The 25,013-nt window shown below is 70.0% G+C and carries 29 protein-coding genes and 1 tRNA gene; 14 read left to right on the top strand and 16 right to left on the bottom strand.

What is annotated here, in order from left to right:
- Positions 1 to 95: 95 nt before the first annotated feature.
- Both ATL45_RS11525 and ATL45_RS11520 read left to right on the top strand, forming a co-directional pair.
- Positions 96 to 761, top strand: a complete 666-nt coding sequence (locus ATL45_RS11525) for a class I SAM-dependent methyltransferase (RefSeq protein ID WP_093158024.1) — start codon at positions 96 to 98, stop codon at positions 759 to 761.
- Positions 746 to 1,240 carry a DUF1059 domain-containing protein gene (locus tag ATL45_RS11520; RefSeq protein WP_093158022.1) on the top strand — a complete coding sequence of 165 codons (495 nt, stop codon included), beginning with the start codon at positions 746 to 748 and terminating at the stop codon, positions 1,238 to 1,240. The genes ATL45_RS11525 and ATL45_RS11520 overlap by 16 nt, the downstream gene beginning before the upstream one ends.
- Positions 1,241 to 1,293: 53 nt before the next feature.
- Here the strand turns inward: ATL45_RS11520 and ATL45_RS11515 are convergent, their stop codons facing one another.
- The 3 genes from ATL45_RS11515 to ATL45_RS11505 form a co-directional block, all read right to left on the bottom strand.
- Positions 1,294 to 3,126: a S9 family peptidase gene (locus ATL45_RS11515; RefSeq protein WP_093158021.1), complete on the bottom strand. Its 1,833-nt coding sequence runs from the start codon at positions 3,124 to 3,126 to the stop codon at positions 1,294 to 1,296.
- 49 nt (positions 3,127 to 3,175) lie between these two features.
- Positions 3,176 to 3,658 carry a DUF1203 domain-containing protein gene (locus ATL45_RS11510; RefSeq protein WP_093158019.1) on the bottom strand — a complete coding sequence of 161 codons (483 nt, stop codon included), beginning with the start codon at positions 3,656 to 3,658 and terminating at the stop codon, positions 3,176 to 3,178.
- A 65-nt stretch (positions 3,659 to 3,723) separates the two neighbouring features.
- Positions 3,724 to 4,362 (bottom strand): TetR/AcrR family transcriptional regulator, encoded by a 639-nt coding sequence (locus ATL45_RS11505; RefSeq protein ID WP_093158018.1) that lies wholly within the window; start codon positions 4,360 to 4,362, stop codon positions 3,724 to 3,726.
- Positions 4,363 to 4,496: 134 nt separating this feature from the next.
- On the opposite strand from ATL45_RS11505, the gene ATL45_RS11500 reads away from it, so the two are divergent.
- On the top strand, positions 4,497 to 5,324 hold the full coding sequence (locus ATL45_RS11500; protein WP_143121755.1) for a hypothetical protein: 828 nt from the start codon (positions 4,497 to 4,499) through the stop codon (positions 5,322 to 5,324).
- A 31-nt stretch (positions 5,325 to 5,355) separates the two neighbouring features.
- Here ATL45_RS11500 and ATL45_RS11495 read toward each other — a convergent pair whose 3' ends face one another.
- The 3 genes from ATL45_RS11495 to ATL45_RS11485 all read right to left on the bottom strand — a co-directional run bounded on the left by ATL45_RS11495 (position 5,356) and on the right by ATL45_RS11485 (position 7,120).
- A complete protein-coding gene (locus ATL45_RS11495; protein WP_093158015.1) occupies positions 5,356 to 5,922 on the bottom strand; it encodes a TetR/AcrR family transcriptional regulator in 567 nt (188 codons plus the stop codon).
- 10 nt (positions 5,923 to 5,932) lie between these two features.
- Entirely contained in the window at positions 5,933 to 6,358 is a 426-nt protein-coding gene (locus tag ATL45_RS11490; RefSeq protein WP_093158013.1) for a VOC family protein, read from the bottom strand.
- Positions 6,359 to 6,493: 135 nt separating this feature from the next.
- On the bottom strand, positions 6,494 to 7,120 hold the full coding sequence (locus ATL45_RS11485; protein ID WP_093158012.1) for a TetR/AcrR family transcriptional regulator: 627 nt from the start codon (positions 7,118 to 7,120) through the stop codon (positions 6,494 to 6,496).
- A 117-nt stretch (positions 7,121 to 7,237) separates the two neighbouring features.
- On the opposite strand from ATL45_RS11485, the gene ATL45_RS39600 reads away from it, so the two are divergent.
- Positions 7,238 to 7,648 (top strand): hypothetical protein, encoded by a 411-nt coding sequence (locus ATL45_RS39600; RefSeq protein WP_093158010.1) that lies wholly within the window; start codon positions 7,238 to 7,240, stop codon positions 7,646 to 7,648.
- A gap of 215 nt (positions 7,649 to 7,863) precedes the next feature.
- Here ATL45_RS39600 and ATL45_RS11475 read toward each other — a convergent pair whose 3' ends face one another.
- Together ATL45_RS11475 and cutA are read right to left on the bottom strand one after the other, a co-directional pair.
- Positions 7,864 to 8,463: a hypothetical protein gene (locus tag ATL45_RS11475; protein WP_143121754.1), complete on the bottom strand. Its 600-nt coding sequence runs from the start codon at positions 8,461 to 8,463 to the stop codon at positions 7,864 to 7,866.
- Between the two features lie 649 nt (positions 8,464 to 9,112).
- Positions 9,113 to 9,307 (bottom strand): divalent cation tolerance protein CutA, encoded by a 195-nt coding sequence (cutA, locus tag ATL45_RS11470; RefSeq protein WP_246025285.1) that lies wholly within the window; start codon positions 9,305 to 9,307, stop codon positions 9,113 to 9,115.
- A 2-nt stretch (positions 9,308 to 9,309) separates the two neighbouring features.
- On the opposite strand from cutA, the gene ATL45_RS11465 reads away from it, so the two are divergent.
- From ATL45_RS11465 to ATL45_RS11455, 3 genes are read left to right on the top strand one after another with little or no spacing between them, the layout of a single operon-like run.
- Positions 9,310 to 10,506: a replication initiator gene (locus ATL45_RS11465; protein ID WP_143121753.1), complete on the top strand. Its 1,197-nt coding sequence runs from the start codon at positions 9,310 to 9,312 to the stop codon at positions 10,504 to 10,506.
- Position 10,507: 1 nt separating this feature from the next.
- Complete coding sequence (locus tag ATL45_RS11460; RefSeq protein WP_093158004.1) at positions 10,508 to 10,678, top strand: helix-turn-helix domain-containing protein; 171 nt, start codon at positions 10,508 to 10,510, stop codon at positions 10,676 to 10,678.
- Entirely contained in the window at positions 10,678 to 11,877 is a 1,200-nt protein-coding gene (locus ATL45_RS11455; RefSeq protein ID WP_143121752.1) for a tyrosine-type recombinase/integrase, read from the top strand. The genes ATL45_RS11460 and ATL45_RS11455 overlap by 1 nt, the downstream gene beginning before the upstream one ends.
- Positions 11,878 to 12,019: 142 nt before the next feature.
- On the opposite strand, the gene ATL45_RS11450 is transcribed toward ATL45_RS11455, so the two are convergent.
- Together ATL45_RS11450 and ATL45_RS11445 are read right to left on the bottom strand one after the other, a co-directional pair.
- Positions 12,020 to 12,093: transfer RNA gene (locus tag ATL45_RS11450), tRNA-Pro, on the bottom strand.
- A gap of 52 nt (positions 12,094 to 12,145) precedes the next feature.
- The gene (locus tag ATL45_RS11445; protein ID WP_093158002.1) at positions 12,146 to 13,108 is read right to left on the bottom strand and encodes a metallophosphoesterase; all 963 of its coding nucleotides are present in this window, start codon (positions 13,106 to 13,108) and stop codon (positions 12,146 to 12,148) included.
- Positions 13,109 to 13,177: 69 nt separating this feature from the next.
- Here ATL45_RS11445 and ATL45_RS11440 point away from each other — a divergent pair, with 69 nt between their 5' ends.
- Positions 13,178 to 13,648, top strand: a complete 471-nt coding sequence (locus tag ATL45_RS11440; protein ID WP_093158001.1) for a GatB/YqeY domain-containing protein — start codon at positions 13,178 to 13,180, stop codon at positions 13,646 to 13,648.
- A 279-nt stretch (positions 13,649 to 13,927) separates the two neighbouring features.
- On the opposite strand, the gene ATL45_RS11435 is transcribed toward ATL45_RS11440, so the two are convergent.
- Positions 13,928 to 14,713 (bottom strand): siderophore-interacting protein, encoded by a 786-nt coding sequence (locus tag ATL45_RS11435; protein WP_246025284.1) that lies wholly within the window; start codon positions 14,711 to 14,713, stop codon positions 13,928 to 13,930.
- 182 nt (positions 14,714 to 14,895) lie between these two features.
- A complete protein-coding gene (locus ATL45_RS11430) occupies positions 14,896 to 17,301 on the bottom strand; it encodes a transglycosylase domain-containing protein (protein WP_170210217.1) in 2,406 nt (801 codons plus the stop codon).
- A gap of 244 nt (positions 17,302 to 17,545) precedes the next feature.
- Here ATL45_RS11430 and ATL45_RS11425 point away from each other — a divergent pair, with 244 nt between their 5' ends.
- Positions 17,546 to 17,845 (top strand): WhiB family transcriptional regulator, encoded by a 300-nt coding sequence (locus tag ATL45_RS11425; RefSeq protein ID WP_093157998.1) that lies wholly within the window; start codon positions 17,546 to 17,548, stop codon positions 17,843 to 17,845.
- A gap of 58 nt (positions 17,846 to 17,903) precedes the next feature.
- On the opposite strand, the gene bagB is transcribed toward ATL45_RS11425, so the two are convergent.
- The 3 genes from bagB to ATL45_RS11410 all read right to left on the bottom strand — a co-directional run bounded on the left by bagB (position 17,904) and on the right by ATL45_RS11410 (position 20,693).
- Entirely contained in the window at positions 17,904 to 19,043 is a 1,140-nt protein-coding gene (gene bagB / locus ATL45_RS11420; protein ID WP_093157997.1) for an ATPase BagB, read from the bottom strand.
- Entirely contained in the window at positions 19,040 to 20,041 is a 1,002-nt protein-coding gene (gene bagA, locus ATL45_RS11415; RefSeq protein WP_093157995.1) for an ATPase BagA, read from the bottom strand. Before bagA ends, bagB begins: the two co-directional genes overlap by 4 nt.
- Positions 20,042 to 20,105: 64 nt before the next feature.
- Entirely contained in the window at positions 20,106 to 20,693 is a 588-nt protein-coding gene (locus tag ATL45_RS11410; RefSeq protein ID WP_093157994.1) for a TetR/AcrR family transcriptional regulator, read from the bottom strand.
- A gap of 90 nt (positions 20,694 to 20,783) precedes the next feature.
- Between ATL45_RS11410 and ATL45_RS11405 the strand changes: the two genes are divergently transcribed.
- The 5 genes from ATL45_RS11405 to ATL45_RS11385 all read left to right on the top strand — a co-directional run bounded on the left by ATL45_RS11405 (position 20,784) and on the right by ATL45_RS11385 (position 23,938).
- Positions 20,784 to 21,110 carry a rhodanese-like domain-containing protein gene (locus ATL45_RS11405; RefSeq protein ID WP_093157992.1) on the top strand — a complete coding sequence of 109 codons (327 nt, stop codon included), beginning with the start codon at positions 20,784 to 20,786 and terminating at the stop codon, positions 21,108 to 21,110.
- A gap of 101 nt (positions 21,111 to 21,211) precedes the next feature.
- The gene (gene sp36 / locus ATL45_RS11400) at positions 21,212 to 21,370 is read left to right on the top strand and encodes a Sp36 family protein (protein WP_093157991.1); all 159 of its coding nucleotides are present in this window, start codon (positions 21,212 to 21,214) and stop codon (positions 21,368 to 21,370) included.
- A gap of 1 nt (position 21,371) precedes the next feature.
- Positions 21,372 to 21,830, top strand: a complete 459-nt coding sequence (locus ATL45_RS11395) for a RidA family protein (RefSeq protein ID WP_093157989.1) — start codon at positions 21,372 to 21,374, stop codon at positions 21,828 to 21,830.
- A gap of 361 nt (positions 21,831 to 22,191) precedes the next feature.
- On the top strand, positions 22,192 to 22,770 hold the full coding sequence (locus tag ATL45_RS11390; protein WP_246025283.1) for a hypothetical protein: 579 nt from the start codon (positions 22,192 to 22,194) through the stop codon (positions 22,768 to 22,770).
- Between the two features lie 25 nt (positions 22,771 to 22,795).
- Entirely contained in the window at positions 22,796 to 23,938 is a 1,143-nt protein-coding gene (locus ATL45_RS11385; RefSeq protein WP_246025282.1) for a hypothetical protein, read from the top strand.
- Between the two features lie 66 nt (positions 23,939 to 24,004).
- Here the strand turns inward: ATL45_RS11385 and ATL45_RS11380 are convergent, their stop codons facing one another.
- Entirely contained in the window at positions 24,005 to 24,910 is a 906-nt protein-coding gene (locus ATL45_RS11380; RefSeq protein ID WP_211841166.1) for an IS5 family transposase, read from the bottom strand.
- Positions 24,911 to 25,013 lie beyond the last annotated feature (103 nt).

Here is a 25,013-nt window from a genome sequence, read left to right as displayed (position 1 = left end):
TTCGATCAAAAGTTGACCAGCGCTGCCACCGGAACGGACCAGTCGTGGGCCGGAATCCCCTGGTAGGAGGCCTGCGCGGGGCGCATGCTGCGGACATGGAGTACGCGGTGCGCGTGCGGTGCCACTACAAGCGAGCGGACGTGCCCGCACCAGTCGAGATGCTCCAACGGTTCCGAGCCCTCACCGGCAAGCGGGCGGCCGGCCAGGTGCTCGACATCGGCGCATTCGCCCCGGAAGACCTGCTCGGCTACCGCCACATCCGGTACCTGGCGCTGCTCGGCGCCACGCCCGAAGCGCGCCGCGCCCGAGGTGACCTCGCGGTGGATCCGGTTGAAGCGGACCCGGCTCGGCTGCCGTTCCCGGACGACGCCTTCGACGTGGTCGTCAACCGGTTCTCGTTGTGCTGCGCGGAAGAACCGCGCGCAGTGCTGCTGGAGATCAAGCGCGTGCTTCGCCCGATCGGCCAGCTGCTCTTCCTCGAGCACACCCGAGCGCCCGGCGTGGTCGGGCAGGCCCAGGACAAGGCGCAGGAGATGCTCCGCGGAGCTCGCCGCTGCCGCCTCAACGTCGAAGTCCTGATCCAGATGCAGCTGGCCGGACTGGTGGTGCGCCGAGCCGAGTGGTTCTGGCCCGCCGCGCACGTGCGCGCCCCGCTGGTGCAGGGCGTCGCCACCCACCCCGATCCGCAGTACGAGCGCGAGCTGGGATGGCTGCGCCACTCCGGCCGCAGGACAGGAGAGCCGCCATGGCCAGGAAGGTAGCCGATTGCCGCAGGTTCCCGAGCGAGTCCGGCTGCACGCTCACCCTCGTCGGAGAGGAAGAGGAGGTGCTCCGCGCCGCGGTGGAGCACGCCGTGTCGGTGCACCAGCACGACGACACCCCGCAGCTGCGCGAGCAGATCCGCGGACTGCTGGAGGACGAGCACGCCACGGGTCCGGACGGCATGAACTTCGTGCAGCTCATCGAGTTCAAGACGGGCAAGCGCGAGCAGCTGGGCGAACTGCTCGACGAGTGGGAGGAGGCCACCGGCGGCAAGCGCACCGCGACGCGGACGGTGCTCGCCCAGGAGCACGAGAAGCCGGGGATCTACTACGAGTTCGTGGAGTTCCCGTCCTACGAGGAGGCGATGCGCAACTCGCGCTTGCCGGAGACCGACGCGCTGTCCCGGAAGATGCGGGACCTCTGCGAGGAGGAACCCACCTTCCACAACCTCGACGTCGTCCGGGCCGAAGCCCTGTGACGGTCCGCGGTGGGCCGCGGTCCCGTCCGGAACCGCGGCCCACCGCTCAGCGCTCAGCCCAGGCCGACGGCGCGGCGGGCGAAGTGGATCTCCGCCGCGACCTGGCGCAGCGTCTCCGACACCACGAGCGAGCCGTGGCCCGCGTCGTAGCGGTAGAACTCGAACGGGACGTCCCGCTGCCCCAGCCGGTCCAGGTAGTTCAGGATCTGCTGGATCGGGCAGCGCGGGTCGTTGTCCCCGGCCAGCACCAGCGTCGGCACCCGCACCTGGTCCACGTAGGTGATCGGCGAGGCCTTCTCGTACACGTCCGGCACGTCCTCCGGCGAACCGCCGAACAGCGCGCGGTCGTAGGCCCGCAGCGGCTCCATCTCGTCGGCGTAGGCGGAGACGTAGTCGGCCACCGGAACTCCGGCGACACCGCCCGCCCACCGCTCCGGCTGCGTGCCCAGCGCCAGCAGCGTCAGGTACCCGCCCCAGGACGCGCCGGCGACCACGCTCTGCGCCGGAGTCGTGAGCCCGGCCTCGAGCGCCCAGTCGTGCACCCGCGCGACGTCCTCCAGCTCGGTCAGCCCCGGCCGTCCCTCGATGGCGTCGCGCCAGGCCGAGCCGTACCCGGTGGAGCCCCGGTAGTTGATCTCCACCACGGCGAACCCGGCGTCCAGCCAGGCCGCGCGGTAGGCCGAGAACCGGTCCTCGTCCGCCGCGTGCGGGCCGCCGTGCAGGTTGAACACCGTCGGCAGCGGCCCGTCGGGAGCACCGGCCGGGCGGGCCACCAGCGCGTGCACCGTGTCGTTCGGCCCGTACGGGACCTCCACGAACACGTCGGTGAGGACCTCCGAACCCGGCGGCCGGTCACCGGGCGGCGTCAGCAGGACGCGGTCCTCGCCATCGGCGGACACGGTGCGGATCAGCGACGGCGTCGCCGCCGACGACCACACGTACTCCACGGCGTGGTCCGGCCGCACCGACGCGCCCGCCACCGTCCCCGGCGGCGTGGCGAGCTCGGTGAGGGTCTTCGCGGCCAGGTCGTAGCGGTGCATGGTGGTGCGCGCGTGGTGGGTGTGCGCGATCAGCAGCGCCTCGCCGTCCGGGTACCAGTCGGCCGAGACCTCGCCGGGCAGGTCGAGCTCGATCTCCGTCTCGCTGTCCGCCACGACGTCCCAGACCAGCAGCTCCTCCTTGCCGCGGCGCTCGTGCAGCACCAGCAGCCGGGGATCGCCGGTGACCGGCGCGAAGGCGAGCGCGTCCAGCCCCTTGCCCGGACCGTCCCACTTCTCGGCCACCTCGGAACCGTCGGTGCGCAGCACCCGCAGCGCCGGGTGGCGGCTGTCGCCGTGCTCGGAGTGCGAGATCACCAGCATCGACTCGTCCCAGGACATCGCGGACAGCCCGCCGTCCTGCTCGTGCTCGTAGAGCACCTCGGGCTTGCCGTCGCGCACCACCCAGACCGTCACGCCGTCATCGGTGGACATGCCCATGCCGATCATCGACCGGCCGAGTTCCAGGCCTGCCGGGTAGCCGGGGTGCGTGCCGGGCAGCGCGGGCCGGGCCTCGCCCGAGGCGAACGGCTCGACCCGCCAGCTGCCGAACTCGTCGCCGTCGGTGTCGTCGAACCACCAGATCTGCTCGCCGTCGGCGGACAGCGTGCCGTGGAACGTCCCGTTCGGACGGTCGGTGACCTGGCGGTGCTTGTCCGCGTCGCGGTCCCACGCGTAGAGCTCCCAGGTGCCGCTGAAGTTCGACACGTACAGGCTGCGCTGCGGGGCGTCGCGCGCCCAGTCCGGCAACGACACGCGCGGCGCGCTGAAGCGGGCCCGCCACCGAGCCTCCCGCTCGGGGTCGTCGAAAAGCTTCTCGGGGATCTTCGCCTCGGGGTAGGTGCTCACCCCGTCGATAGTGCCCGATGGCCCCGCGACCTGCGGACGCGACAGGCGATCAGCGCCGAACTTCGAACAGGAAGCAGCCGAATTCGACGGCCCGCACGTGCACTAGCGCGATCTCCGGATCCCGCAGCAGGTCGTCGGCGGTGCGCTCGGAGAGCTCGGTCCGCCCGTCGAGCAGGCTGCCGCCGAGGATCTCGCCGTTGCCGTTGTAGGCGCGGAGAACCCGGCGGGTGCCGCGCAGCGCTTCCGGCCACTCCGGGTTCTCCGGCCCGTCGCAGGCCTCGGCGTGGATGAAGACCGGCCCGACTTCTTCGTACGGCCCGGGTTCGGCGCCGTTGTCCCGAGCCCAGCGCCGCAGCGGCGCGTAGGAGACGAGCATGAGCCGCTCGCCCGGCTTGCTCCGCCGCAAGCAGCACCGCAGCGGCTGGCCGTACTCGTCGTCCTCGATGTGGACCCGTGGTTCCCGCCCGGCGTCATCGGACTTGCGGAGCTCGTCCAGCACGCCGGTTTCGATGGGCAGCACGCGGAATGTCATGCCTAGATCCTCGCGCCGGAACAGCCCGGAAGCTGGCGGGAAACAGCCGTCACGTGGTCGTGCGCCTAGTCCGGCGAACCGGAGTCGGGCGTCACCACCCCGCTGTCGGAAGGCCCGGTGAGGGCGAGTGCCGCGTCGAGAAGCGCGGAGGTGAGCGCGGGGAGCCGGTCGGGGGATTCGGACAGCAGGAACAGCCAGGCGAAGACGGGGCCGACCAGCAGGGCGTTGAGGGCGGCCGGGTCGGGCCGGTCGGCGACCTCGCCGCGCGCGGCCGCGCGGTCCAGGATCTCCGCGAGCGTCCGGCGCTGGGCTCCGAGGTACTTCTCGTCGAACCGGTCTAGCAGCACGGGGTCGGCGTGGATGTCGGCGAGCAGGCCGGGCAGCGTCCCCGGTGGCGGAGAGGCCATGTTGTCCGCGATGTCGGCGAGCACGGCCGCCAGGTCGGCGCGGAGCGATCCGTTGTCGGGCACCACGTCCAGGAACTGGCCCTGCACGAGAACGTCGAAGATCATTTCTTGTTTGGTGGCGTGGCGCCGGTAGATCGCCGCCTTGCCCACGCCGGCTCGTGCGGCCACCTCGGCCATCGTGAGCCGCGCGTACCCCACCTCGCTCAGCAGCTCCAGAACGGCGGAGGCGATGGCGTCGTCGACGCGACTGTCCCGGGGTCGGCCCCCCTGGTTCCGAGCTTGATTCCGAGTAGGCATGCGCGCATCATACGAGACCATGAGTATCGAAACCGACGGTTCCGTAACTGGCCGCATGGCCGGATCGAAGGGGTGACATGAACAACCCGCTGAAGACGAGGACGGATTCGAGCGAGGCGGCGACCCTTCCACGGATGTGGGCACTGGGGGCTGCCGTGGCCCTGGCGACGGTGACCGCGGTGCTGCGCACATTCGTGCAGGCCGCCCCGGTCATCGAAGCCCTGATGGCCAGCGACGCCCCCGCCGAGTCCCAGCAGGCGCTGCGGATGATGTGGCACGGCATGACGGCGATCTTCTGGACCTGTCCCGTCGTCCTCGTGCTGCTGCGGAACCGGCCGGCGTCCGTGACCAGGCCGGTCCTCGGCTGTCTTGCGCTGCTGAACGGATCCCAAGCGGTGCTGTACGCGGTGACCGGGCTCTGGGTGGTGCACGGGCCGCTTTCGGTCCCGGAATGGGCGTTGCCCGCAGCTGTGGCGGTCCTGACCTGGCTGGCCCGCCCGGCCCGATCTCCAGGTCCGCCGGCGGCTCAGGCCCGTCGCGGTCGTGGACGACTGGTGCTGCTGTGGATCGCGCTGATCAACGCCGCTTTCAACGCGGTCTTCCACACCGTCGAAGGCACACTGATGTCCTGGCCGGCCGAGCTGCTGGCGAGCGACACCGCTGCCGGCCCCAAGCTGACGCTGTACGCGATGTGGCTGTTCAGCTGCGTGCTGTTCTGCGCGGTCGCGGTGACCATGGCGCGGTCGTTGTGGACCTCTTCGGCGGCCTGCCGGTTCCTCCTCCGCTACCTCGCCGTGCTGGTGGCGGCCCTGGGGGTGTCGTGGGCCGGTGCGATCGCGTTCGGAGCCGGGCCCGATCTGCCGCTGATCGGGCCGGTGTCCCTCGCCCTCCAGGCTGTTCTCGCCGCGCTGTGCGCACCACCCGAACCCAGTCGGCAGCGCACACCGGCCCAGGAGGAATGAGGAGAATCCTGCGCGGTCGCGCCGAGGCGTGTCATCGCACGCGGATGGCCGCCAGGACGAGGTCGACGGACTGTTCGGCGAGGTGGTCGGTGAGCGGCCGGTGCCCGAACAGCACGCTGTAGTACAGGGGTGCGGCCAGGGCGTCGAGGATGAAGTCCACGTCCGTGTCGGGCTGGATCTCGCCCCGCCGGATCGCCGAGCGCAAGGTGTTGGCGGTCGTTTCGCGGCGCGCGTCGAAGACGCGGCGGCGGAACTCGGTGGCCAGCTCGGGGTCCGAGGCGAGGTCGGCGATCAGCCCTGGCAGCGCATGGCCCAGCGGTGTTCCCGACAGCGCGCGCACCAGCGTCGACATGCCGGTGACGAGGTCGCTGCGCAGGTCTCCGGTGTCGGGCGTGGGAGTCAGCCCCATCTGGCGGGCCACCGCGTCGACGACCAGGTGGGGCTTGGACGGCCACCGTCGGTACACCGCGGGCCGGTGGACGCCGGCCCTGGCGGCCACCGCGCCCATGGTCAGCTGCCGGTAGCCGACGTCGCTGAGCAGGTCGACCGCGGCGGCCAGGACGGCGTCGTCGATCCGGGCTTCTCTGGTGCGGGCCATGCGCCGGACTCTAGAAGACCGGTTTGGGCACCAGGACGACCCGCCAGCCGTCCGGATCCTCGAAGGTCAGGGCGCCGACGCCGGCCCAGTACGGGTTCTCCGCCGGGACCGGTTCGTGCCCGGCCTCGGCCAGTCGCTCGACCACGTCGTACATCCGGGCGTCGCCGTGGAAGTACAGGACCAGCAGGTTCTCCGCGGTCGGAGCCGGGCACGGGCTGCCGTCGGTGTGCGAGGTGAACTCCAGGTGGTGGCCCGTGCCGGGCAGGCCGAGCATCACACCGTCGTAACCGGCGTGGTTCTCGAACCGGCCGATCACCGGCAGTCCGATGACCTCGGCGTAGAACTGCTCGACTTCGGCGAGCCGGTCGGTGGGCCGGGCCACCCGGACCTGCGCGACGTCGAGTCCAGACGGCCATTCAGCGGGTGTAGTGGTCATAGCCATAACGGTACATGATGTACCGATATGACTGGCCAAGATTCGCCGGTTCGCTCGGGGTGGTCGTGCGGCTGTTCGATGGGCAGCACGCGGAATGTCCGCCTCGATCGTCGCTGGGCTGGCGGGAAACCGCCGTCACGCCGGGAGCGCAGCCGGGTCGGTTGCCACGGCGCGGAGGCGGTTCAGCACGGCTCGGAAAGCCTTGTCGTAGCAGGTGAATTCGTCGTGCAGCACCGATTCGGCGTTGGCCATCTCCAGGAACGCGGCGAGCTCGAAGACCAGCTGCGGGATGTCGGTGCCGGACACCACTTCGCCCGCTCGCTGCGCGTCCCGCGCGGTCTGTTCGAGGTGACGCGACCAGTCGGCGCGAGCGGCGACCAGCGCGTCGTGGACCTTGCCGCTGCGCGCGTCGAACTCGGCCGAGGCGGCGTAGAAGAAGCAGCCACCGGGGAAGACCCGGTCCCGGGAGTAGGTCAGCCAGCCGTCGCAGGTGCGCCACAGCCGGTCGATGCCCGGCGGTGCGGCGTTGGCGGGCTCGATCACGTGCTCGACGAAGATCTTGGTGGCGGCGCCGATGGTGGCGAGCTGCAGGTCCTCCTTGGAGCCGAACAGCGCGAACACGCCGCTCTTGCTCAGTTCGAGCTCGCCGGCGAGGCGCCCGAGCGACAGCCCGTCCAGCCCCTCGACGGAAGCCAGATCCACGGCGCGCCGCAAGATCAGCTGACGGGTCTGGTTGCCACGCTCGATCCGCCGATCGGCCACCTGTCCACCTCCTGCCTCGGGAGCGGCCGAGTCTAGCGAGAGAAGGTGGACGACCGTGCGGTCACTTGCGTATAAACAAGCACGAACGAGCGTGCTATTTCTTGCCGAGGAGCCACCATGACCGACATCTGGTTCGCGCGCTGGAAGCCCGGAGCCGCGAGGGCCCTCGCGACCAGCGGCGATCCGGTGATCGTGAGCGTCACCGAGTTCACGCCGCACCGACCGCGGACGACCTTCGGCGTCGCAACCCGAGGGATGGCCCTCCGGAAGACGTGGCCCGGCCTCGAAGGCGCGATCGGGATGTGGCTGTGGCTGACGCCCGACCTGCGGCGCCCGCGATCAGGCGCGATCTCGGTGTGGCGAACCGAAGCGGACCTCCACCGCTTCGTGGCCCGAGCTGATCACGTCCGCATCATGCGCGCCTACCGAGACCGAGGAGCGCTCCGCACGAAAACCTGGCAGCAGAGCCACTTCAACCCACCGGCAATCCGAGAAACAGCCCGAACCTTCCTCGCCGAACCCGCCTAGAAACAAGAGAAGGGCCTTGGCCGGAAACCGGCCAAGGCCCTTCTCTGCGTCGGGGTGGCGGGATTTGAACCCACGACCTCTTCGACCCGAATGATGCGGTCTAGTGTTGACCTGGTGTTTTTCGGTGGCGTCTGATGCTAAAGAGATTCCCTGACCTGCTGTTATGTGTTGGGTGATGCCGACACGTGACGCGCATGCTGCTGACTGTGCGCTGACTACGCCCGCGAGTTGCTCCATTGGATGCCAGCGGCCTCACACCGATCGATGAACCGCACCGTCTCGCGAACTTCTGCTAGTAGCAGCTGCAGGTTTAGCAGCTGCGCCTGGTGGAGCAGCAGGCCTGCGCCCGCATCAACCATCGCGTCGTGGTGGCGCTGCTTATCTGCATCAAGGTGCCAGATGCTTCCGTAGCCCCCAAGGTCAACAAGGTCTTCCGCAGTGAAAGTTCCCGGCTCGACCGGGCCCTCCCCCGCACGCAGGTGCTTACGCCTCCTTGCTCTTTGCAGCCGGCGCAACTCGTCGAGTTCCGCAACCCGCTCCGGATGCCCGGCTAACTCGCCTCTCAGCACGCGTGTGATGGTCGCCAGTGCGACTGCCTTGTCGTTGCGCTCGTCGAATACACGCGCGCGCATGAGCAGCGAATCCAGCTCCACCTCGTCAAGCTCAGTCCCAGTCAGCCCGGTGTCGCGACTCCAGGTTGTTCGCACCGTTGTAAAGGCCCCGGCGGATCTGTGCTCGGTGAACTCCAGCGCCTTACGGCGGAATAGATTGATCCGCTCAGCCACGGACCGATCGTCGTCACGACCTTTCGCCATGATCGCGACTATAGCGACGTAGCCACCGACTCCCGTTGTCTGCGCTGCGTGAACAGCAACGCGCCGGCCCTTGACAGGCAACCAACTTGGGTTCCCCACCTCCAAGGGAGGGCCTCTGCCCTCACCCCGTCGACCTGTCGTAGACCGATCAGGTCGTGTCAAGGGGGCAACATCCGATGCCAACGGTACGCTCCGGCGCAAGCTTGCCCCCTTGACGCGGCCTGATAGCCCTGTGGGAGGTCGATGGGGTGAGGGCAGATCAGCCACGACCGAACCGCAGCGTTCGATCTTGAACCCTCACCCTGTTGGCCTGCCCGTCCGGCGAGGACATCTCTTTGCGGTGAAGCGTGCCCCTCTGGTGGCGCGGGGCCGCCTGCCTTCCCGTCAGGCCGGGCCGCGGGGGCGCAGGGTGGCGCTTGCGCCGGGCCCCTGCGGCCCCCGCTGGCCCGGCCAGGGAAACAGCAGGCAGGCGGCCCCGCAGGGGCCGCCCTTGATGAAGAAAAGAAACTCTGAACACCGCGTGAGCTGCATGCCCGGGATAGCCGGAGAGGCAAGGTGCTCCGTGTTGCCAGAGGTACACACAGGTGCATAGATGTGTGTGGATGTGTGTGCAGGAGTGTGTCGCTCTTGGTGCGCTCAATCCCGTGGCTCAGCTGGTTTCGGTCAAGATCCACTGGAGGTAATCCGGATTGCCCGCGACGAGCCGCGTGGCGCTGACGTGCGGAACTTCGTAGGGGTGCTCTTCCCGAGTCAGCTGGGTGATCTTCGGGACCAGTCCGGCCCTCGTGTAGAGGACCGCTTTGGCCTCGACCCCCTCGTTGTCTTCGCCTCGCCAGCGGTACACCGTTGTGTGCTCGGACAGATGCCCGGCTGCGCAGAGTCGCTGCTGCGGTCCACAACCGCCGTACGTCCGGCGGGAAGGCGATCCCGTGTCGGTGCGGCGAGTTCCACCACCCCGACGACCCCCGCCTCGGTCAGCCGATCGATCCGGAGGCCTACGACTACACCGGCCACGTGCTGTGGCAGGCGCACGCCGGGGCGCTGTGGCACCGCTTCATCACCTACGTCAAGCGCCGCCTCGCCGAGGCTGCCGGGTTCCGGCAATCCACCTTCGCTGACCACGCGGAGCTGGCGTTCGCGAAGGTCGCCGAGTTCCAGCGCCGGGGCGTCATCCATTTCCACGCCGTGATCCGCCTCGACGGGCCTGACGGACCTGACGACCCCGCACCGGCGTGGGGCACCACGGACGCCCTCACCGACGCGATCCGGACCGCGCACGCCACCACCGTGATCACCTCGCCCGAGACCAACGGGCGCACCTGGGAACTCGCCTTCGGCGAACAGATCGACATCCGGCCGATCCGCCCAGTAGATGCCGACCAGGTCGAGGACGAGCACGGCGTGATCACCGACGACCGGCTGGCGTCTTACGTCGCCAAGTACGCCACCAAGGGCATCAGCACCAGCGAAGCCGCCGACCGCCGCATTCGCTCCCAGGCCGACATCGACCGGCTCACGGTCTCGACCCACCACCGGCGGATCATCCAGACCGCCTGGGACCTCGTGGAGCCGGTGCCGTGCCCGGCCTGCCACCCGGACGGGCCCCACGAGGCTGAGGGCTGCGGCTGCCAGCAGCGCACCCACGCCCAGTACTGCGTCACCTGCGATAACGGCGGCGAGGTCACCCGCACCACCCGCCGCCAGTACCTACACCCCGAACTGGGCGACAAGCCCGATCCGCTCGACGCGCTGAAGCTGCGGCACTGGGCGCACATGCTCGCCTTCCGCGGGCACTTCCTCACCAAGAGCCAGCGCTACTCCGTGCCGTTCCGGCAGATCCGCGACGACCGCCGCCGCTACCAGCGCGAACAGACCCTGGCCGAACTCGGCCTCACCGACGCCGACTCGATCACCGTCGTCAACGACTGGGCCATGACCAGCGTCGGCCACCGCACCCCCGAAGAACGCGAACTCGCCGCGGCCATCGCAGAAGGCCAGCGGGAAGCACGAAAACGCAAGTACGACAACGAAAGGAAGGACTGACATGGAACGCCAGACGTACACAGTGGACGAGGTTGCCGGGGCGCTTGGCGTGTCCCGCAGCGTCGCTTACGAGCAGGTTCGCGAGGGTGCGATCCCGGCGAGGCGGCTGGGCAAGCGGTGGATCATCCCCAAGGCCCGGTTCGACGCGTGGCTGGCCGGGGAGGGTGCCTGATGGGGTTCGTCAACTCCACCCCCGGCGGCAAGTGGCGGGCGAACTGGCGCGACCCGGAGGGCAAACAGCGCGCGAAGACCTTCCGCACCAAGCGCGAGGCCGCCACGTTTCTCGCGCAGGTCGAGACCCAGAAGGCCCAAGGTGCCTACATCTCCCCGCACGCCGGGCGCGTGCCCTTCGGCGAGCACGCCCAGCGCTGGATGGACACCTGGAACACCGAAGCCACCACCGCCGCCCGCGACGCCTCGATCATGCGCAACCACGTACTGCCCCAGTGGGGCGCGTGGCCGCTGGCCAAGATCGACCACATGGCCATACAGGCCTGGATCACCGACCTGTGCGAGAAGCGCTCCCGCGCCACGGTCGTGGAGTGCTACCGGCTGACTGCCAGCGTGCTCAAGTCAGCGGTGCGCAACCGGCTGATCCCGTTCAACCCGGCCGAAGAGGTGCGTATCCCGAAGAAGCGCACCCGCGACACCGATGAGCGGATCATCAGCCGCGCCGACCTGCGGTCCCGGCTGCTGCCGGCGGCCCCGGACTTCTACCGGGGCGTGATCGCCACCGCCGCCGGCGCGGGCCTGCGCTGGGGAGAGGTCGCCGGACTCTGCACCGACGCCCTCGACCTCGACGGCGGGACCTTGAGCGTGGTCCGCACCGTCACCGAGGTCAGCGGGCACACCACGTTCAAGTCGTTCCCGAAGTCCAAGGCCGGACGCCGCACCGTCCCCCTCCCGCCGTGGCTGATCGAGGTCATCGGCGAGCACATCCGCCGGTGGCCACCGCTCGACGAGGGCCTGGTGTTCTCCAACACGGTCGGCAAGCCGCTCCGGCGGACCCTGTTCCGGTCCCGGGTGTGGAAACCCTCCCTCGTGCGCGCCGGACTGCTCGGCAAGCTCACCCAGAACCCGGCGGGCGGCTGGACCGGTACGTGGACCAACCAGCACGGCGCAGCGGAGTCGGCCGAGTTCGCCACCCACGACGCCGCGGTACTCGAAGTCGCCAGGAAGGCCGCGGACGGGCTGAGGTTCCACGACCTCCGCCACTCCTACGCCACCTGGCTCGTAGACGACGGCGTACCGGTCAACATGGTCCAGCGGGTCATGGGCCACGAACGGGCCTCGACCACCCTCGACCACCCTCGACCTCTACACCCGCCGCACCGACGACGGGGAGCGCATCTTGCGCGCTCTCACCGATGAGGACGACGAGGGCGGATCAGCCGGTTTGGTGCCGGTCGGCTGATCGTGCTGCTGACTGATTGCTGACTCCGCCCGATGCGGGGAACGAGGAAAGGGCCTGGTCGGAACTTCTTGCGAAGTCCTGACCAGGCCCTTTCACCTGTCGGGGTGGCGGGATTTGAACCCACGACCTCTTCGACCCGAACGAAGCGCGCTCCCAAGCTGCGCCACACCCCGATCTTTCAGCGGAGGAGCATCTCGGGTGCTCGCCCCAACCGCTGAAGATAGCTTACCGGACGCTCTCGCCGGTTCCGAAGGGGGTCCTCTTAGTGGCGTTTTCGCTGTTCAGGGCCGGTTTTTCGGAGCGGGGCAGCAGGGTCAGCAAGGTCGCCTCCGGCGGGCAGGCGAAGCGCACCGGGGCGTACGGCGACGTGCCCAGGCCGGCCGAGACGTGCAGGTGCATCCGCTCGCCCCAGGTGGACGCGCCGCGGGCCCGGGCGCGGTCGAGGTCGCAGTTGGTCACCAGCGCGCCGTAGCCCGGCAGGCGCAGCTGGCCGCCGTGGGTGTGTCCGGCCAGCACCAGGTCGTAGCCGTCCTCGGCGAAGCTGTCCAGCACGCGCGGCTCGGGGGAGTGCGTCACGCCGAGGCGCAGCTGCACGCCTTCGGGCAGCGGGCCGGAGATCAGGTCGTAGCGGTCCGCGTGCAGGTGCGGGTCGTCCAGGCCGGCGATGTGGATGCGGACTCCGGCGACCTCGATCTCGTGGCGCCGGTGCGTGGCGTCCAGCCAGCCGCGCTCGGCCATCGCCGCGCGCAGGTCCCGCCACGGCAGCGGTTCGCCGTGGATGCGCTTGGTCTTCGCCGAGGGCAGCAGGTAGCGGGCCGGGTTCTTCGCGGTCGGACCGAAGTAGTCGTTGCTGCCGAAGACGAACACGCCGGGCCGGTCCAGCAGCGGCCCCATCGCGCGCAGCGCCGCGGGTACCGCCTGCGGGTGCGCGAGGTTGTCACCGGTGTTGACCACCAGGTCCGGGTCGAGGTCCACCAGCTCGGACACCCACCGCTGCTTGGACCGCTGGTTCGGCGTCATGTGCAGGTCGGAGATGTGCAGCACCCGCAGCGGGGCAGTGCCCTCGTCGAGCACCGGCAGTGAGACCTGCCGCAGCGTCCAGTGCCGCCGTTCGATCGCGGCGGAGTAGGTGACCGTCGCGGCGCCGAGAGCGCTCGCGCTGAGCAGAAATCGCCCGAACTTTTTCACCCCACCAACCCTACGACGACACGCGTGCCCGCGACGGACCGCGTGCGCGCTCAGCGCGATAATCAACACATGGCCGAGCTCAAGGACAAGCTGCGGGCGGACCTCTCCGCCGCGATGAAGGAACGCGACACCGTCGTCACCGGCGTGCTGCGGATGACGCTGGCCGCGGTCGGCAAGGAGGAGGTGGCCGGTAAGCAGGCGCGCGAGCTCTCCGACGAGGAGGTGCTGCGCGTGGTGAGCAAGGAGGCCAAGAAGCGCGACGAGGCCGCCGAGGCGTTCCGCGGCGCCGGGCGCGCGGAGCAGGCCGACGCCGAGGAGCGCGAGGCGGAGATCCTGCGCCGCTACCTGCCGAAGCCGCTGGGCGACGACGAGCTGGCGCAGCTGGTCTCCGACGCCATCGGCGAGGTCGAGGCCGAACTCGGCGAGCGCCCGGGCATGAAGCAGATGGGCCAGGTCATGAAGGCCGCCAACGCCAAGGCCGCGGGCCGCGCGGAAGGCGGCAAGGTCGCGGCCCTCGTCAAGGCCCAGCTCGCCGGCTGAGCCCTCCGGCTACGCGATTTCAATGGAAATCAGACGTGCGATTTCCATTGAAATCGCACGATCCCGGACTCGTACTCGGCGTGTCGGGGAGCGACACGCCGACGGGATGTGCAACTTCCATTGAAGTTGAAGCTCCAATTTCCATTGAAATTGCGGAAGTCTCGCCGATCCGTCGACGTGTCGTGGCCGACGCGTCGACGGGGTGGACGTCCGTGCGCGCCGATCCCGCAGTCTGGTGGTGTCGGATTCACCGCGAAAAACCTTCTGGGGCAAGGGCTCTCAGTCGCCTGCGGTGTTGCGGCGCCAGTAGGCGAGGGCGTAGAGGCGGCGGCGCTCGAGGCCCAGCTCGCGCTGGCAGTGCTCGCGGAGCTCGTGCACGATCTCGGCTTCCGCGCCGATCCACACGTGCGGGTTCGGGCCGAGGTCCGCGGCGCGCACCGCGTCGACGAGCAGCGTGCTGTCCTCCGCCGGCGTGCCGTTGCGGTGCAGCCAGTGCCATTCGACGCGGGCCGCCGAGTCGATCTGCTGCTCCTCGGCGCTGTCGGCGACCTCGGCGAAGACCTGGACCTCTGCCTCGGCGGGCAGCTCCTCGAGGATCGCTGACATCGCGGGCAGCGCCGTTTCGTCGCCGACCAGCACCAGCGGGGCCGCGTCGGACTGCGGTTGGTACGCGGGGCTCGGGCCGACCGTGACGATCTGGTCGCCCGGCGCCGCCTGCGTCGCCCAGCTGCTGCCCGGACCGTAGTGGTCGTGCACCACGAAGTCGATCGCCAGCTCCTGCCGCTGCGGGTCGAACCGGCGGACGGTGTAGGTGCGCTGCCGGGGCTGCTGCTCGCGGGGCAGCGCGAAGACCTCGGCGCGGGTGCGGCCCAGCGGCATCGGCTGGCCGGGCTGCGGCAGGCACAGCTTGATCCGCTGGTCGCTGCCGTTGCTGACGAAGTCGGCGAGCTCCTCGCCGCCGAGCACGACCCGCACCATCCGCGGGGTGATCCGCTCCGCGGCCCGCACCTCCAACAGCCGGTACCGGGATCGCGCGCGCCTGGTGCTCACCTGCGTGTTCGTCACATCACCGAGTCTAGGAACCCGCACGGCGCCCCCGTCCCCGGCTCCGCCCTGCCGTTCCGTTTCCGCTGGTCAACTGCCGTGAGTACTTCGAGGGGCTATAGCGCCACAAAACACTCACGGTCGCTGAGCAGGGAAAACAGCAGTGCGGGCGCCTCCGGATCGGAAGCGCCCGCACTGGTCGGTCACGGTGGGAAGATGCCCGGCGGGATGCCCGGCGGAGCCGGTGTCTCCGGCGGCCGTTCCGGTGGTTGCTCCGGTGGCCGCGACGGCTGGGGCGGTGGCCGCTCCGGCGAGGGCGGCGGGACGTAGCCGGTGCTCACCGAGAGCGTCACGGTCTCGCCCGGCAGCGCGAAGCCGCGCGGCGTCTGGCTGACCACCGTGCCCCGCTTGCGCGGGCTGTTCACCGAGCGCTCCTGGACCTTGTAGCCCGCCTTCGCCAGCTCCTCGCCGGCGCGCTGCGAGGTCAGGCCGACCACGTTGGGCACCTGGAACTCGTCGCCGCCGGTCTCGTAGCGCTTGGTCGTCGGCGGCAGCTGCGCGACCGGTGCGCCCTCGTGGATGACGGTCATCGCGTCGAAGAAGGTCCGCGCGGGCACCTTGCCGCCGTAGATGTTTCCGCCGTTGACCCCGCAGAGCCGCGGCGGATCGCTGTCGCAGATGCCCTGCGGCGAGGTGCCGTCGCTGAAGGTCAGCACCGCTCCGGCGTACTGCGGCGTGGCGCCGAGGAAGCCGGCCGACTGGTGCGCCTCGGTGGTCCCGGTCTTGGCCGCCAGCGGCCGGGTCCAGCCCGCGGCGGACGCCGCCGCGGCCGCGGTGCCGCCCTGCTGGTCGTCCTTGCTCATGCCGACCGCCATCGCGTTCGCGAGGCCTTCGTCGACAGCCTGCTCGCACGGGTCTTCGGTGATCGACACCGGGTTGCCGTTGCGGTCCAGGATCTGCTCGATCGGCGTCGGCGGGCACCAGGTGCCGCCGCTCATGATCGTGGCGGCGACGTTGCTGAGCTCCAGCGGGCTGGTCGGCGCGTACCCGAGGGTGAACGCGCCGATGTTGTGCTCCTTGACGTGGTCGGCCTGCGAGACCTTCGAGCCGCTGGCGGCCACCGGATCACCGGCCGCGGTGTAGTTCTGCAGCGTCTGCCGCATCCCGAGCCGCACGGCCATGTCCACCGTCTGCGCCAGCCCGGCGCGCTCCTGCAGCGCGACGAACGCGGTGTTCGGCGAGGTCGCCAGGGCCATCTGCAGCGTTCGCGGGCCCGGTCGCACGCCTTCGGCGTTGCCCACCGTGTAGGGCGCGGTGCCGTTCTTGTAGACCGACGAGGTGTAGGAGCCCGGGGACTGGATGGTGTTGTAGATGCCCATCCCCTTCTCCAACGCGGCGGCCGCGGTGAACACCTTGTAGATCGACCCGGCGCCGAACTTGATCACTCCGCTGGGCAGCGCGTAGGCGGTCTGCCCCTGCGAGGCGTCGAGGCCGAAGTCCCGGTTGGCCACCAGCGCCCGCACCCGGTGCTTCTCCTTGCCGGGTTCCACCACGCTCATGACGTTGGCGATGCCCTTGGTCGTCTTCGGCACGCCCTTCTCGGCGGCCGCCTTGGCGGCGTCGGTGGCCCGCTTGTCCAGCGTGGTGCGGATCGTGTAGCCGCCGGTCTTGAGCTGCTCCTCGGTGAACCCGGCGCGCTCCAGGTAGTCGATGACGTACTTGCAGAAGAACCCGTCGGACGGCCCGGCGCCGATGCAGCCGTTGGGGATGCCCCGCAGCGGCTGGGCCAGGTCGAGCGGCGAGTTGCGCGCCTCCTCGGCGGCCTCCGGGGTGATCCGCCGCTGGTCCTCCATCGCCTTGATCACCAGGTTGCGGCGACCCAGCGCCTCGGCCGGGTTGCTCTGCGGGTTCAGCGCGCTGGGGCTGTTGACCATGCCCGCCAGCAGCGCCGCCTGCGCGATGGTCAGCCGGTCCGGCGTGGTGTTGAAGTAGGTGCGCGAGGCGGCCGCGATGCCGTACGCCTGGTTTCCGTAGGGCACCACGTTGAGGTAGCGGGTGAGGATCTCCTCCTTGGACAGCTGCTTCTCCAGCTGCAGGGCGATCCGGATCTCGCGGAGCTTGCGGGCCGGGGTCTGCTCGATGGCCTTGTGCTGCTTGACCGGGTCACCGCCGGCGACCACGTGCACCAGGTAGTTCTTCACGTACTGCTGGGTGAGGGTGGAGCCGCCCTGGGCGATCTCGCCGGACACCTGGTTGGTCACCGCGGCGCGCACCGTGCCCGCCCAGTCGACGCCCTGGTGGTCGAAGAACCGCCGGTCCTCGATGGCCACGATGGCGGCCTTCATGGTGTCGGCGATCTGGTCCGGAGCGGCCGGCGTCCGGTTCTGGTCGAACAGGTACGCGATCGGCCGACCGTCCCGATCTGTGACGGTCGTCACAAGAGGAGGTTCCTTGGTCATCAGGTCCGCCGAGATGCTGTTCACCGCATCGCTGGCCCGGTTGGAGACCACGCCGAGTGATCCCGTCGCCGGGAACAACAAACCGGCGACCAGTACGCCAGCCAGCACACACAGACCGAAAAGCTTCAACAGGCCGTCCCGGACACGCACTTCGCCAGCGTAAAACGGAACCGGTTCGTGACGGAGTGTCACGGGCAAAATCCGCCCGATGTGATGAGTTCGAAAGATAACGGAGCGACAACCCTTGGTTGGTTGTGGAACCGAGGGGCTCTACAGTCCGTCTACGTCCAGCGACAGCACTGCTGCGGGGAAGCGTACGCCGCAGCATCCGGTGCCGGGGGGCTCCGGACGAAATACGGTCGCCGACGATCCAGTGAGGAGCTGGGGGAACTCTATGTTCGAGCAGGGGGACTGGCGGGTCAACGCCGCTTGCCGTGACCAGAATCCGGACCAATTGTTCGTCCGCGGAGCCGAGCAGCGCAAGGCGCGAATGGTCTGCTTCGGCTGCCCGGTCCGCACCGAGTGCCTCAGCGAGGCGCTCGACAACAAGATCGAATTTGGCGTGTGGGGTGGAATGACGGAGCGGGAGCGGCGTGCGCTGCTGCGCCGTCGGCCCGACGTCCGCAACTGGCGGGAATTGCTTGAAGCGGCTCGTCAGGAATACGTCGATTTCGACGAGTACCAGGTGAGCTAGTCCATTCGGGTCGGGGCCGGGCAATTCGCCATCGCGGATTGTCCGGCCCCGTTACCCGTTATTCACCGGCCAGTCGCCTGCCGATCTCCTGCAATCCCGCCAAATCGTGCACATCGGACGGAAGTGCGGGAACTCCGACCAATGCGACTTCCGGGTGAGCGCGGGTGAACCGGGCCAGCAACCGCTTTTCCCGTTCGGCGATCGCCACCCGATCGGCGTGCACCCGGAGCGCGGCGGAGGCCATCGGATCCGAACCGCTCGCCTCGATCTCCTCGGCGACCGCGGTCGCGCGCGCCCCGGCCAGCCCGGCGAAGACCGGGTGCGTCCGGTTGGCCACCAGACCGGCCAGCGGCATCTGCTCACCGGCCAGCCGCTCCACGAAGTAGGTGGCCTCCCGCAGCGCGTCCGGTTCGGGCGCGGCCACCACCAGGAACGCCGTGCCGGGCGAGCGCAGCAGCCGGTAGGTCTGCTCGGCGCGCTCCCGGAACCCGCCGAAGGTGGAGTCGAAGGCCTGCACGAACCGCGCCGCGTCGGCCAGCAGCTGCCCGCCGATGATCGTCGAGACGGCCTTGGCGAAGATCCCGAACCCGGCCCCGACGATCTTGCGCAGGCCCTTGCCGCCGACCCGCGCCGGGCTGGACAGCATCTTGATCAGCCGCCCGTCCAGCACGGTGGACAGCCGCTGCGGGGCGTCCAGGAAGTCCAGCGCGGACCGGCTCGGCGGGGTGTCCACCACGATCAGGTCCCACTGCCCGGAGGCCGACAGCTGCCCCAGCTTCTCCATCGCCATGTACTCCTGCGTGCCGGAGAAGGACGTGGAGATGGTCTGGTAGAAGGGGTTGTTCAGGATCTGCTCGGCGCGTTCCCGGCCGGCGTGCGCGAGCACCATGTCGTCGAAGGTGCGGCGCATGTCCAGCATCATCGCGTTGAGGTCGCCCGCCGGTTCGAAGCCCTCCACCACCACCTGCTTCGGCTGGTTGCCGAGCTCCCGCAGCCCGAGCGCCTGGGCCAGCCGCCGCGCCGGGTCGATGGTGAGCACCGCGGTCTTGCGGCCGCGCTCGGCCGCGCGCACGGCGAGCGCGGCGGCGGTGGTCGTCTTGCCCACACCACCGGAACCGCAGCAGACGATGACGTGGGTGCTCGGATCGTCCAGCAGGGCGTCGACGTCGACCTGCGCGGGACGCAGCGGTTCGCTCATCGGGGGCTCCGGATGCCGTGTTCGGTGAGTATCTCGGCCAGCTCGTAGAGCTCGGCGACGTCGATCCCGGCGGTCAGGTCGGGCAGTGCGACGGTCGGCAGGTCGGTCTCGCCGAGCTGCCTGCGGGCGTTGTCCTCGGCGCGCACCCGGATCGCGTGCTCGATCGTCTCGTGCACCAGCCCGTCGAGGTCGTCGTCGTCCACGCGCAGGCCCGCGGCGTCCAGCCCGGCGCGCACCTGCTCGGCGTCGACCTGGCCTTGTGCGGCGGCCGCGGCGGCGTGGGCGGGTAGCCGGTTGGGGCGGACCCGGTTGCACAGCACGCCGCCGGGCCGCAGATCGGCGGCGTCGAGCTCGGCCACGGCGTCCAGGGTCTCCCGCACCGGCAGCTCCTCCAGCAGCGTCACCAGGTGCACGACGGTGCTGCTGGAGTGCAGCAGCCGCACCACGCCGTCGCTGTGGTCGCGGATCGGGCCGACCTTGGCCAGATCGGCCATCGCCCGGGTGACGTCCAGGAACTTGACCACCCGCCCGGTCGGCGGCGCATCGACGACCACCGCGTCGTAGACGTAGCGGCCGTGCTCGTCGGTGCGGCCGACGCACTCCTTGATCTTCCCGGTGAACAGCACGTCGCGCAGGCCCGGCGCGAGGGTGGTGGCGAACTCGATGGCGCCCATCTTGCGCAGCGTGCGGCCGGCGAAACCGAGGTTGTAGAACATCGACAGGTACTCCAGCAGCGCGGCCTCTGCGTCGATGGCCAGCGCGCGGAGCTCGCCGCCCCCGGGCGCCGCGGCGATCCACTCCTCGGAGTAGGGCAGCGGTGCGGTGTCGAAGAGCTGCGCGATGCCCTGGCGGCCCTCGACCTCGATCAGCAGCACCTTGTGACCGCCGGTCGCGAGGGCGAGCGCGAGCGCGGCGGCGACGGTGGTCTTCCCGGTACCGCCTTTGCCGCTGACCACGTGCAATCGGGCGTGATTCAGTTCCCCGTTCCAGTCGGTCACGCGATCAGCGTAGGTCCCGGACTCGCGAAATGTCTCCGGGTCGCACCGTGCCGTGGCGCTCAGCTCACGCCAGGACGCGCTCGGCCAGCTCGCAGACGCCTGCGCGCAGTCGTTCCCAGCTGTAACCCGCCTCGCGCAGCGCGGCGTTGAGGTCCGCGTCGACCACGGCCAGCAGCGCGTGCGCGAGGTGGTCGGGATCGGCTGCCCCGGTGCAGTGGATCGCCAGGTGCCGGTGCCAGAAGTGGTAGGCGCCGATGCGGTACCGGGCACCCGGCGCGGCGGTCTCCGAGAGCCGGATCAGTTCGAGGTGTTCGGCCAGGTAGTCGACGTAGGCGCCGAGGAAGGCCAGCATCCGCTCCTTGTCCGGTGCCTCCGGGCCGAGCGGTGGTGGCCCGGACAGCACGGCTTCCTGGAGTTCGCGTTCCCGCTCGTCGAGCAGCGCCACGACCAGCCCGGACTTGTCGCCGAAGCGGCGGAACACGGTTCCCTTGCCGACTCCGGCGGCTTGCGCGACGGCGTCCATGGTCACGCCGTCCACGCCGTGCTCGGCGAACAGCCCGGCGGCGGCGGTCAGCACGCGCTGCCGGTTGCGCGCAGCATCGGCTCGCTCCTGCGGCGGTCGGTTCGCGATGCGGTGCAGCTCCTCGGCCATGGCGTCGATCCTACTCGACAACCGGACCGCGGTCCGGTAGCGTTCCCGGCGTTAACCGGACCGTGGTCCGGATGGATCGAGGAGGAACCGATGACGGAGTTGATCAGCCGGGACGAGCTCAAGGCGCGGATCGATGCCGGGACGGTGACGGTCGTGGACGCGCTCGGCGGGTCGTACTACGCCCAGCAGCACCTGCCGGGGGCCGTCGAGCTGACCGCGGGCCAGGTCGCGGCGAAGGCGGTCGACGTGCTGCCGGACAAGGACGCGACGATCGCCGTCTACTGCTCGAACCCGGCCTGCGGGAACAGCCAGGAGGTCGCGGTGAAGCTGGAGCAGCTCGGCTACACCGACGTCCGCAAGTACCGGGAGGGCATCCAGGACTGGGTCGAGGCGGGCCTGCCCGTCCAGTCCGCCTAGCCGCGAGTCGTGAGTGTTTCGGGGTGCTGCAGAACCCCGAAGTGCTCACGAGTCCCCTCCGCAACCGCAGCTGCCGCGGACGTGTCTCCTAAGCTGCCCGCATGCAGAAGTGGGAGTACGCGACCGTGCCGTTGTTGATCCACGCGACCAAGCAGATCCTCGACCAGTGGGGTGAGGACGGCTGGGAGCTGGTCTCCGTGCTGCCCGGCCCGACCGGCGAGCAGATGGTGGCCTACCTCAAGCGGCCGAAGGAGGCCTGACATGGGGCGCTGGACGGATCGCCTGGCGGAGCTGGGCATCCCGCTGCCGGAGGTGGTGGCCCCGGTCGCCGACTACGTGCCCGCGGTGCGCAGCGGCTCGCTGGTCTTCACCGCCGGCCAGGTCCCGATCGTGGCGGGCGAGGTCGCGGCGACCGGCAAGGTCGGCGCCGAGATCAGCGGGGACGAGGCCAAGCAGTACGCCGGGATCTGCGCGCTGAACGCGCTTGCGGCGGTGGACGGCCTGGTCGGGCTGGACTCGATCGTCCGGATCGTCAAGGTCGTCGGGTTCGTCGCCTCCGCCGAGGGCTTCACCGGACAGCCTGCGGTGGTCAACGGTGCCTCCGAGGTGCTCGGCGAGATCTTCGGCGACGCGGGCAAGCACGCCCGCTCGGCGGTGGGCGTGGCCGAGCTCCCGCTGGGAGTGCCGGTCGAGGTCGAACTGGTCGTCGAGGTCGAATGATCCGATCTGCTCTTCGCGGCGTCGCCCTTTCCGGGTGACGCCGCGTTTTGTTCTCGACACGTCGGGTGATCCACGACAGTTTTTCGGCGGCTGGGCCGCGAACTGGTCACCACGACCAGTACGCTGCGATCACCCCGTGATTGAGTTCGCCGGAAACGGTTAGCCCAAACGGGGGAGTGATCAATTCCAGTGAGTGGCGAAACGGTCGGTCAAGGCTTGATTGATCGAGCCGACGCGACCATGGTTCACCTGGACGGGTGTAACCAGAGCCGGGGGGCGGCGGGCGACACCCGCATCGACGGAGACGAGGCTGGAGGGGCCGACGTTGGCGGTGCGTGAGAACGAGTTGCGGTGCCACGAATTGCTGCTTCGACTCGCCGACCGGTTACCGGATCAGCACCTGTGGCGATTCCGCGACTGGCTCGCCGGTGACGCGGCGGACGTGATCGCGCAGCTGCTCCCGGGCACGCTGGTGCGCGAGCGGATCGGCCTCGAGGACGACGAGCACCGGCTGCTGGCCGAAGCGCTGCTCCCGCTGGGAGCCGACCCCGCGATGGTCAACGCGGTTCTCCCCGCGGAACCCGGCACCACCCCGCAGCACGCGTTCACCACCGAGAGCCCGGGCAACCCGGTCGCCGACTCGGCGCTCCTGGTGCTCGGTGCCACGCTGCGCAGCCGACCGGGCGTCCGGGAGGTGCGCAACAGCTGGCGGAGCACCGACGGCGGTGCCGCGAAGCTGGTGCTGCTGGTGACCGCATCCGCCGACGTCGTCGGCCTGACCGGGGAGATCCAGCGCGTCCTGCGCGCGCTCGGCGAACCCGAGCCCCGCGTCGAAGTGCTCCCACCGGAGCAGGAACCGACCGCCTACCACCGCGCAGCGCTCGCCGAATCGGCGCTGGTCTGCGCGGGAGCCGAAGAACTCGCCGGTCGTCGTGGTTGAGCGGCAGACATCCGAAGGAGGCAACGTGGTGCACGTGGCTGAGGGGGCCGGACCGGAGGACCGGCTGCACAACCTCTTGCTGGCCATGGCCGGACGGGTGGACGACGACGGGATCAACTCGGCCCGCGAACTGCTGGGCGCCGGGCTCCCGGCGGCCGCGGCGGAGTACCTCACCGGCTGCCTGATCGCGGGCCGCATCCAGGTCACCACCACCGAGCAGCACCACCTGCGGCGCGTGCTCGAAGAAACCCGCGCCGCCCAGGCCCTCGCCGACCGGCTCACCGCGGTCGACGCGGTGCAGCTCGGCGAACACCGCTTCGGCGACCCGGGCCGGGTCGACGCGGACCTGGTCGCCGCGCTCGCCCCGGTCGCCGGCCGCCTCCCCGGCCTGCGCGGCCTGTGGTGCGCGGCCCGCAGCACGCCGGCAGGCGTCAGCTACGGCGCAGTGCCCCGCCGCGTCCTGCTCGCCGAGGTCGGCGCGGACGGCTCCACCGCGGCCATCGCTTACCAGCTGCTGGAGGCGCTGCGCCGGTCCGGCATCAACTGCTCGGTCGAGGTCTTCGACAGCGGCACCGAACTGCCGGAGTACCACCGCGAAGCCCTCGCCGCGGCCCACCGCGTGCACCTGGACGCGGCCCCGGCCGAACAGCAGGCCCCGGAAATCCCGGCCGTCGAGCAGCGCCCGGCGGTTGAGCAGCGTCCGGTGGTTGAGCAGCGTCCGGTGGTTGAGCAGCGTCAGGTGGTTGAGCAGCGCGAAGCGCCGGCCGCCGCGCCAGCGGCACCCGTCGCGGAGCCGCGCAGCGAGCAGAGCGAGCGGCGGCGCAGCGTCGCGCCGCAGCGCGAGGCGGAGCCGCAGCGCGAGGAAGCTCCAGCGGAGCCGGCGCTCGCGCGGAGCGCCGAGGCGGTAGCCGAGGGGCAGGGGATGCGCGTGCCCGCGGCGGTCGACGCGAAGCTGACCGACCGGGAGCGCAACCTCCTGCGCAAGCTGCACGAGGAGCTGGCCCAGCGCGAGCAGGACCGTTCCACCCCGCCGCCGCGCCGCCAGAACGGGGCGAACGGCGAGGAGGGCTGGACGTCGACCATGCCGGGCGGCACGGGCGGCTTCCCCCCGATCGGCGCGGCCCCGGCCAACAACCAGGCCTACGCGCCCCAGCAGCAGCGCTCCTGACCCGACCCCGCGACACCGCTGTCGGCTCCGTTTCCGCTGCTCAGGCCCCGTGAGCGTTTTGTGGTGCTATAGAGGTTGTTTTGGATCTTGTTGGGTGGTGTGTGGTAGGCGGGCGAGTCTGCGTGTCATGTGGATGATGGCGGCCCAGCAGACGATGGTGGCGTGGTGTTCGGGGAGGCGTTCGTAGTCGCGGGCGCAGCGTCGTCGTCGGCTGATCCAGGCCAGGGTGCGCTCGACGACCCAGCGGCGAGGCAGGACTTGGAAGCCTTTCTGTCCGGGGTGTCGGTAGACGATGTTCACGGTCAGGCCGAGGACGTTGTTGGCGTGTTCGGTGAGGGGTCCTTCGTAGCCTTGATCGGCCCAGACGTGTGTGAGTCCGCGTGAGGCGGCTCCGTGGAGTGCGGGCCAGGCGGCGTCGCGGTCCTGGACGTTGGCGGGGGTGATCACCACGGAGACCAGCAGGCCGAGGGTGTCGGTGACGATGTGGCGTTTGCGGCCGTTGACTTTCTTGTGGGGGTCGAACCCGCTGCTGTGGCGGGGCACGGTGGCCTCGGCGGTCTTGTGCACCGACTGGGAGTCGATGCAGCCGGCGCTGGGACGGGCGTTGCGGCCCAGGGCGGTGCGCAGCCGTCTGCGCAGCGTGTCGAGGAGGTGATGGGTGGCCAGATTGCGGGACCAGCGGCGCAGCATGCCGTAGACGGTCTGCCAGGGCGGGAAATCGGCGGGCAGGTTGCGCCATTTGTTGCCGTTGTCCACCACGTAGAAGATCGCGTCGATCATGGTGCGGCGGGAGTGTTTCTCCGGCCGTCCACCCAGCCCGGTGGTGGTCAACGGTGCCGGGAGCAGGGGTTTGAGGATCTCCCACTGGGCATCGGTGAGATCCGAGGCGTAGCGGCGTCGGCGGGTCCAACAGCCGCACGTGCAGCGGCACCCCCGCCGATCGACGGCGACAGGTACAGGGTTCAATGGCATGGCGGGTTCTTGTGATCGCAGGCTTAGACAACCTCAGCGATAACAAGAACCCGCCCTGCTTTTCAGCCCCTGAGCCCCACCCGTGATGATCTTGAGCCCATAT

The sequence above is a fragment of the Saccharopolyspora antimicrobica genome (genome assembly GCF_003635025.1).
GTDB lineage: Bacteria > Actinomycetota > Actinomycetes > Mycobacteriales > Pseudonocardiaceae > Saccharopolyspora > Saccharopolyspora antimicrobica.
Note: the sequence above shows the minus strand (reverse complement) of the source record. Positions and strands in the feature narration are given on the sequence as shown.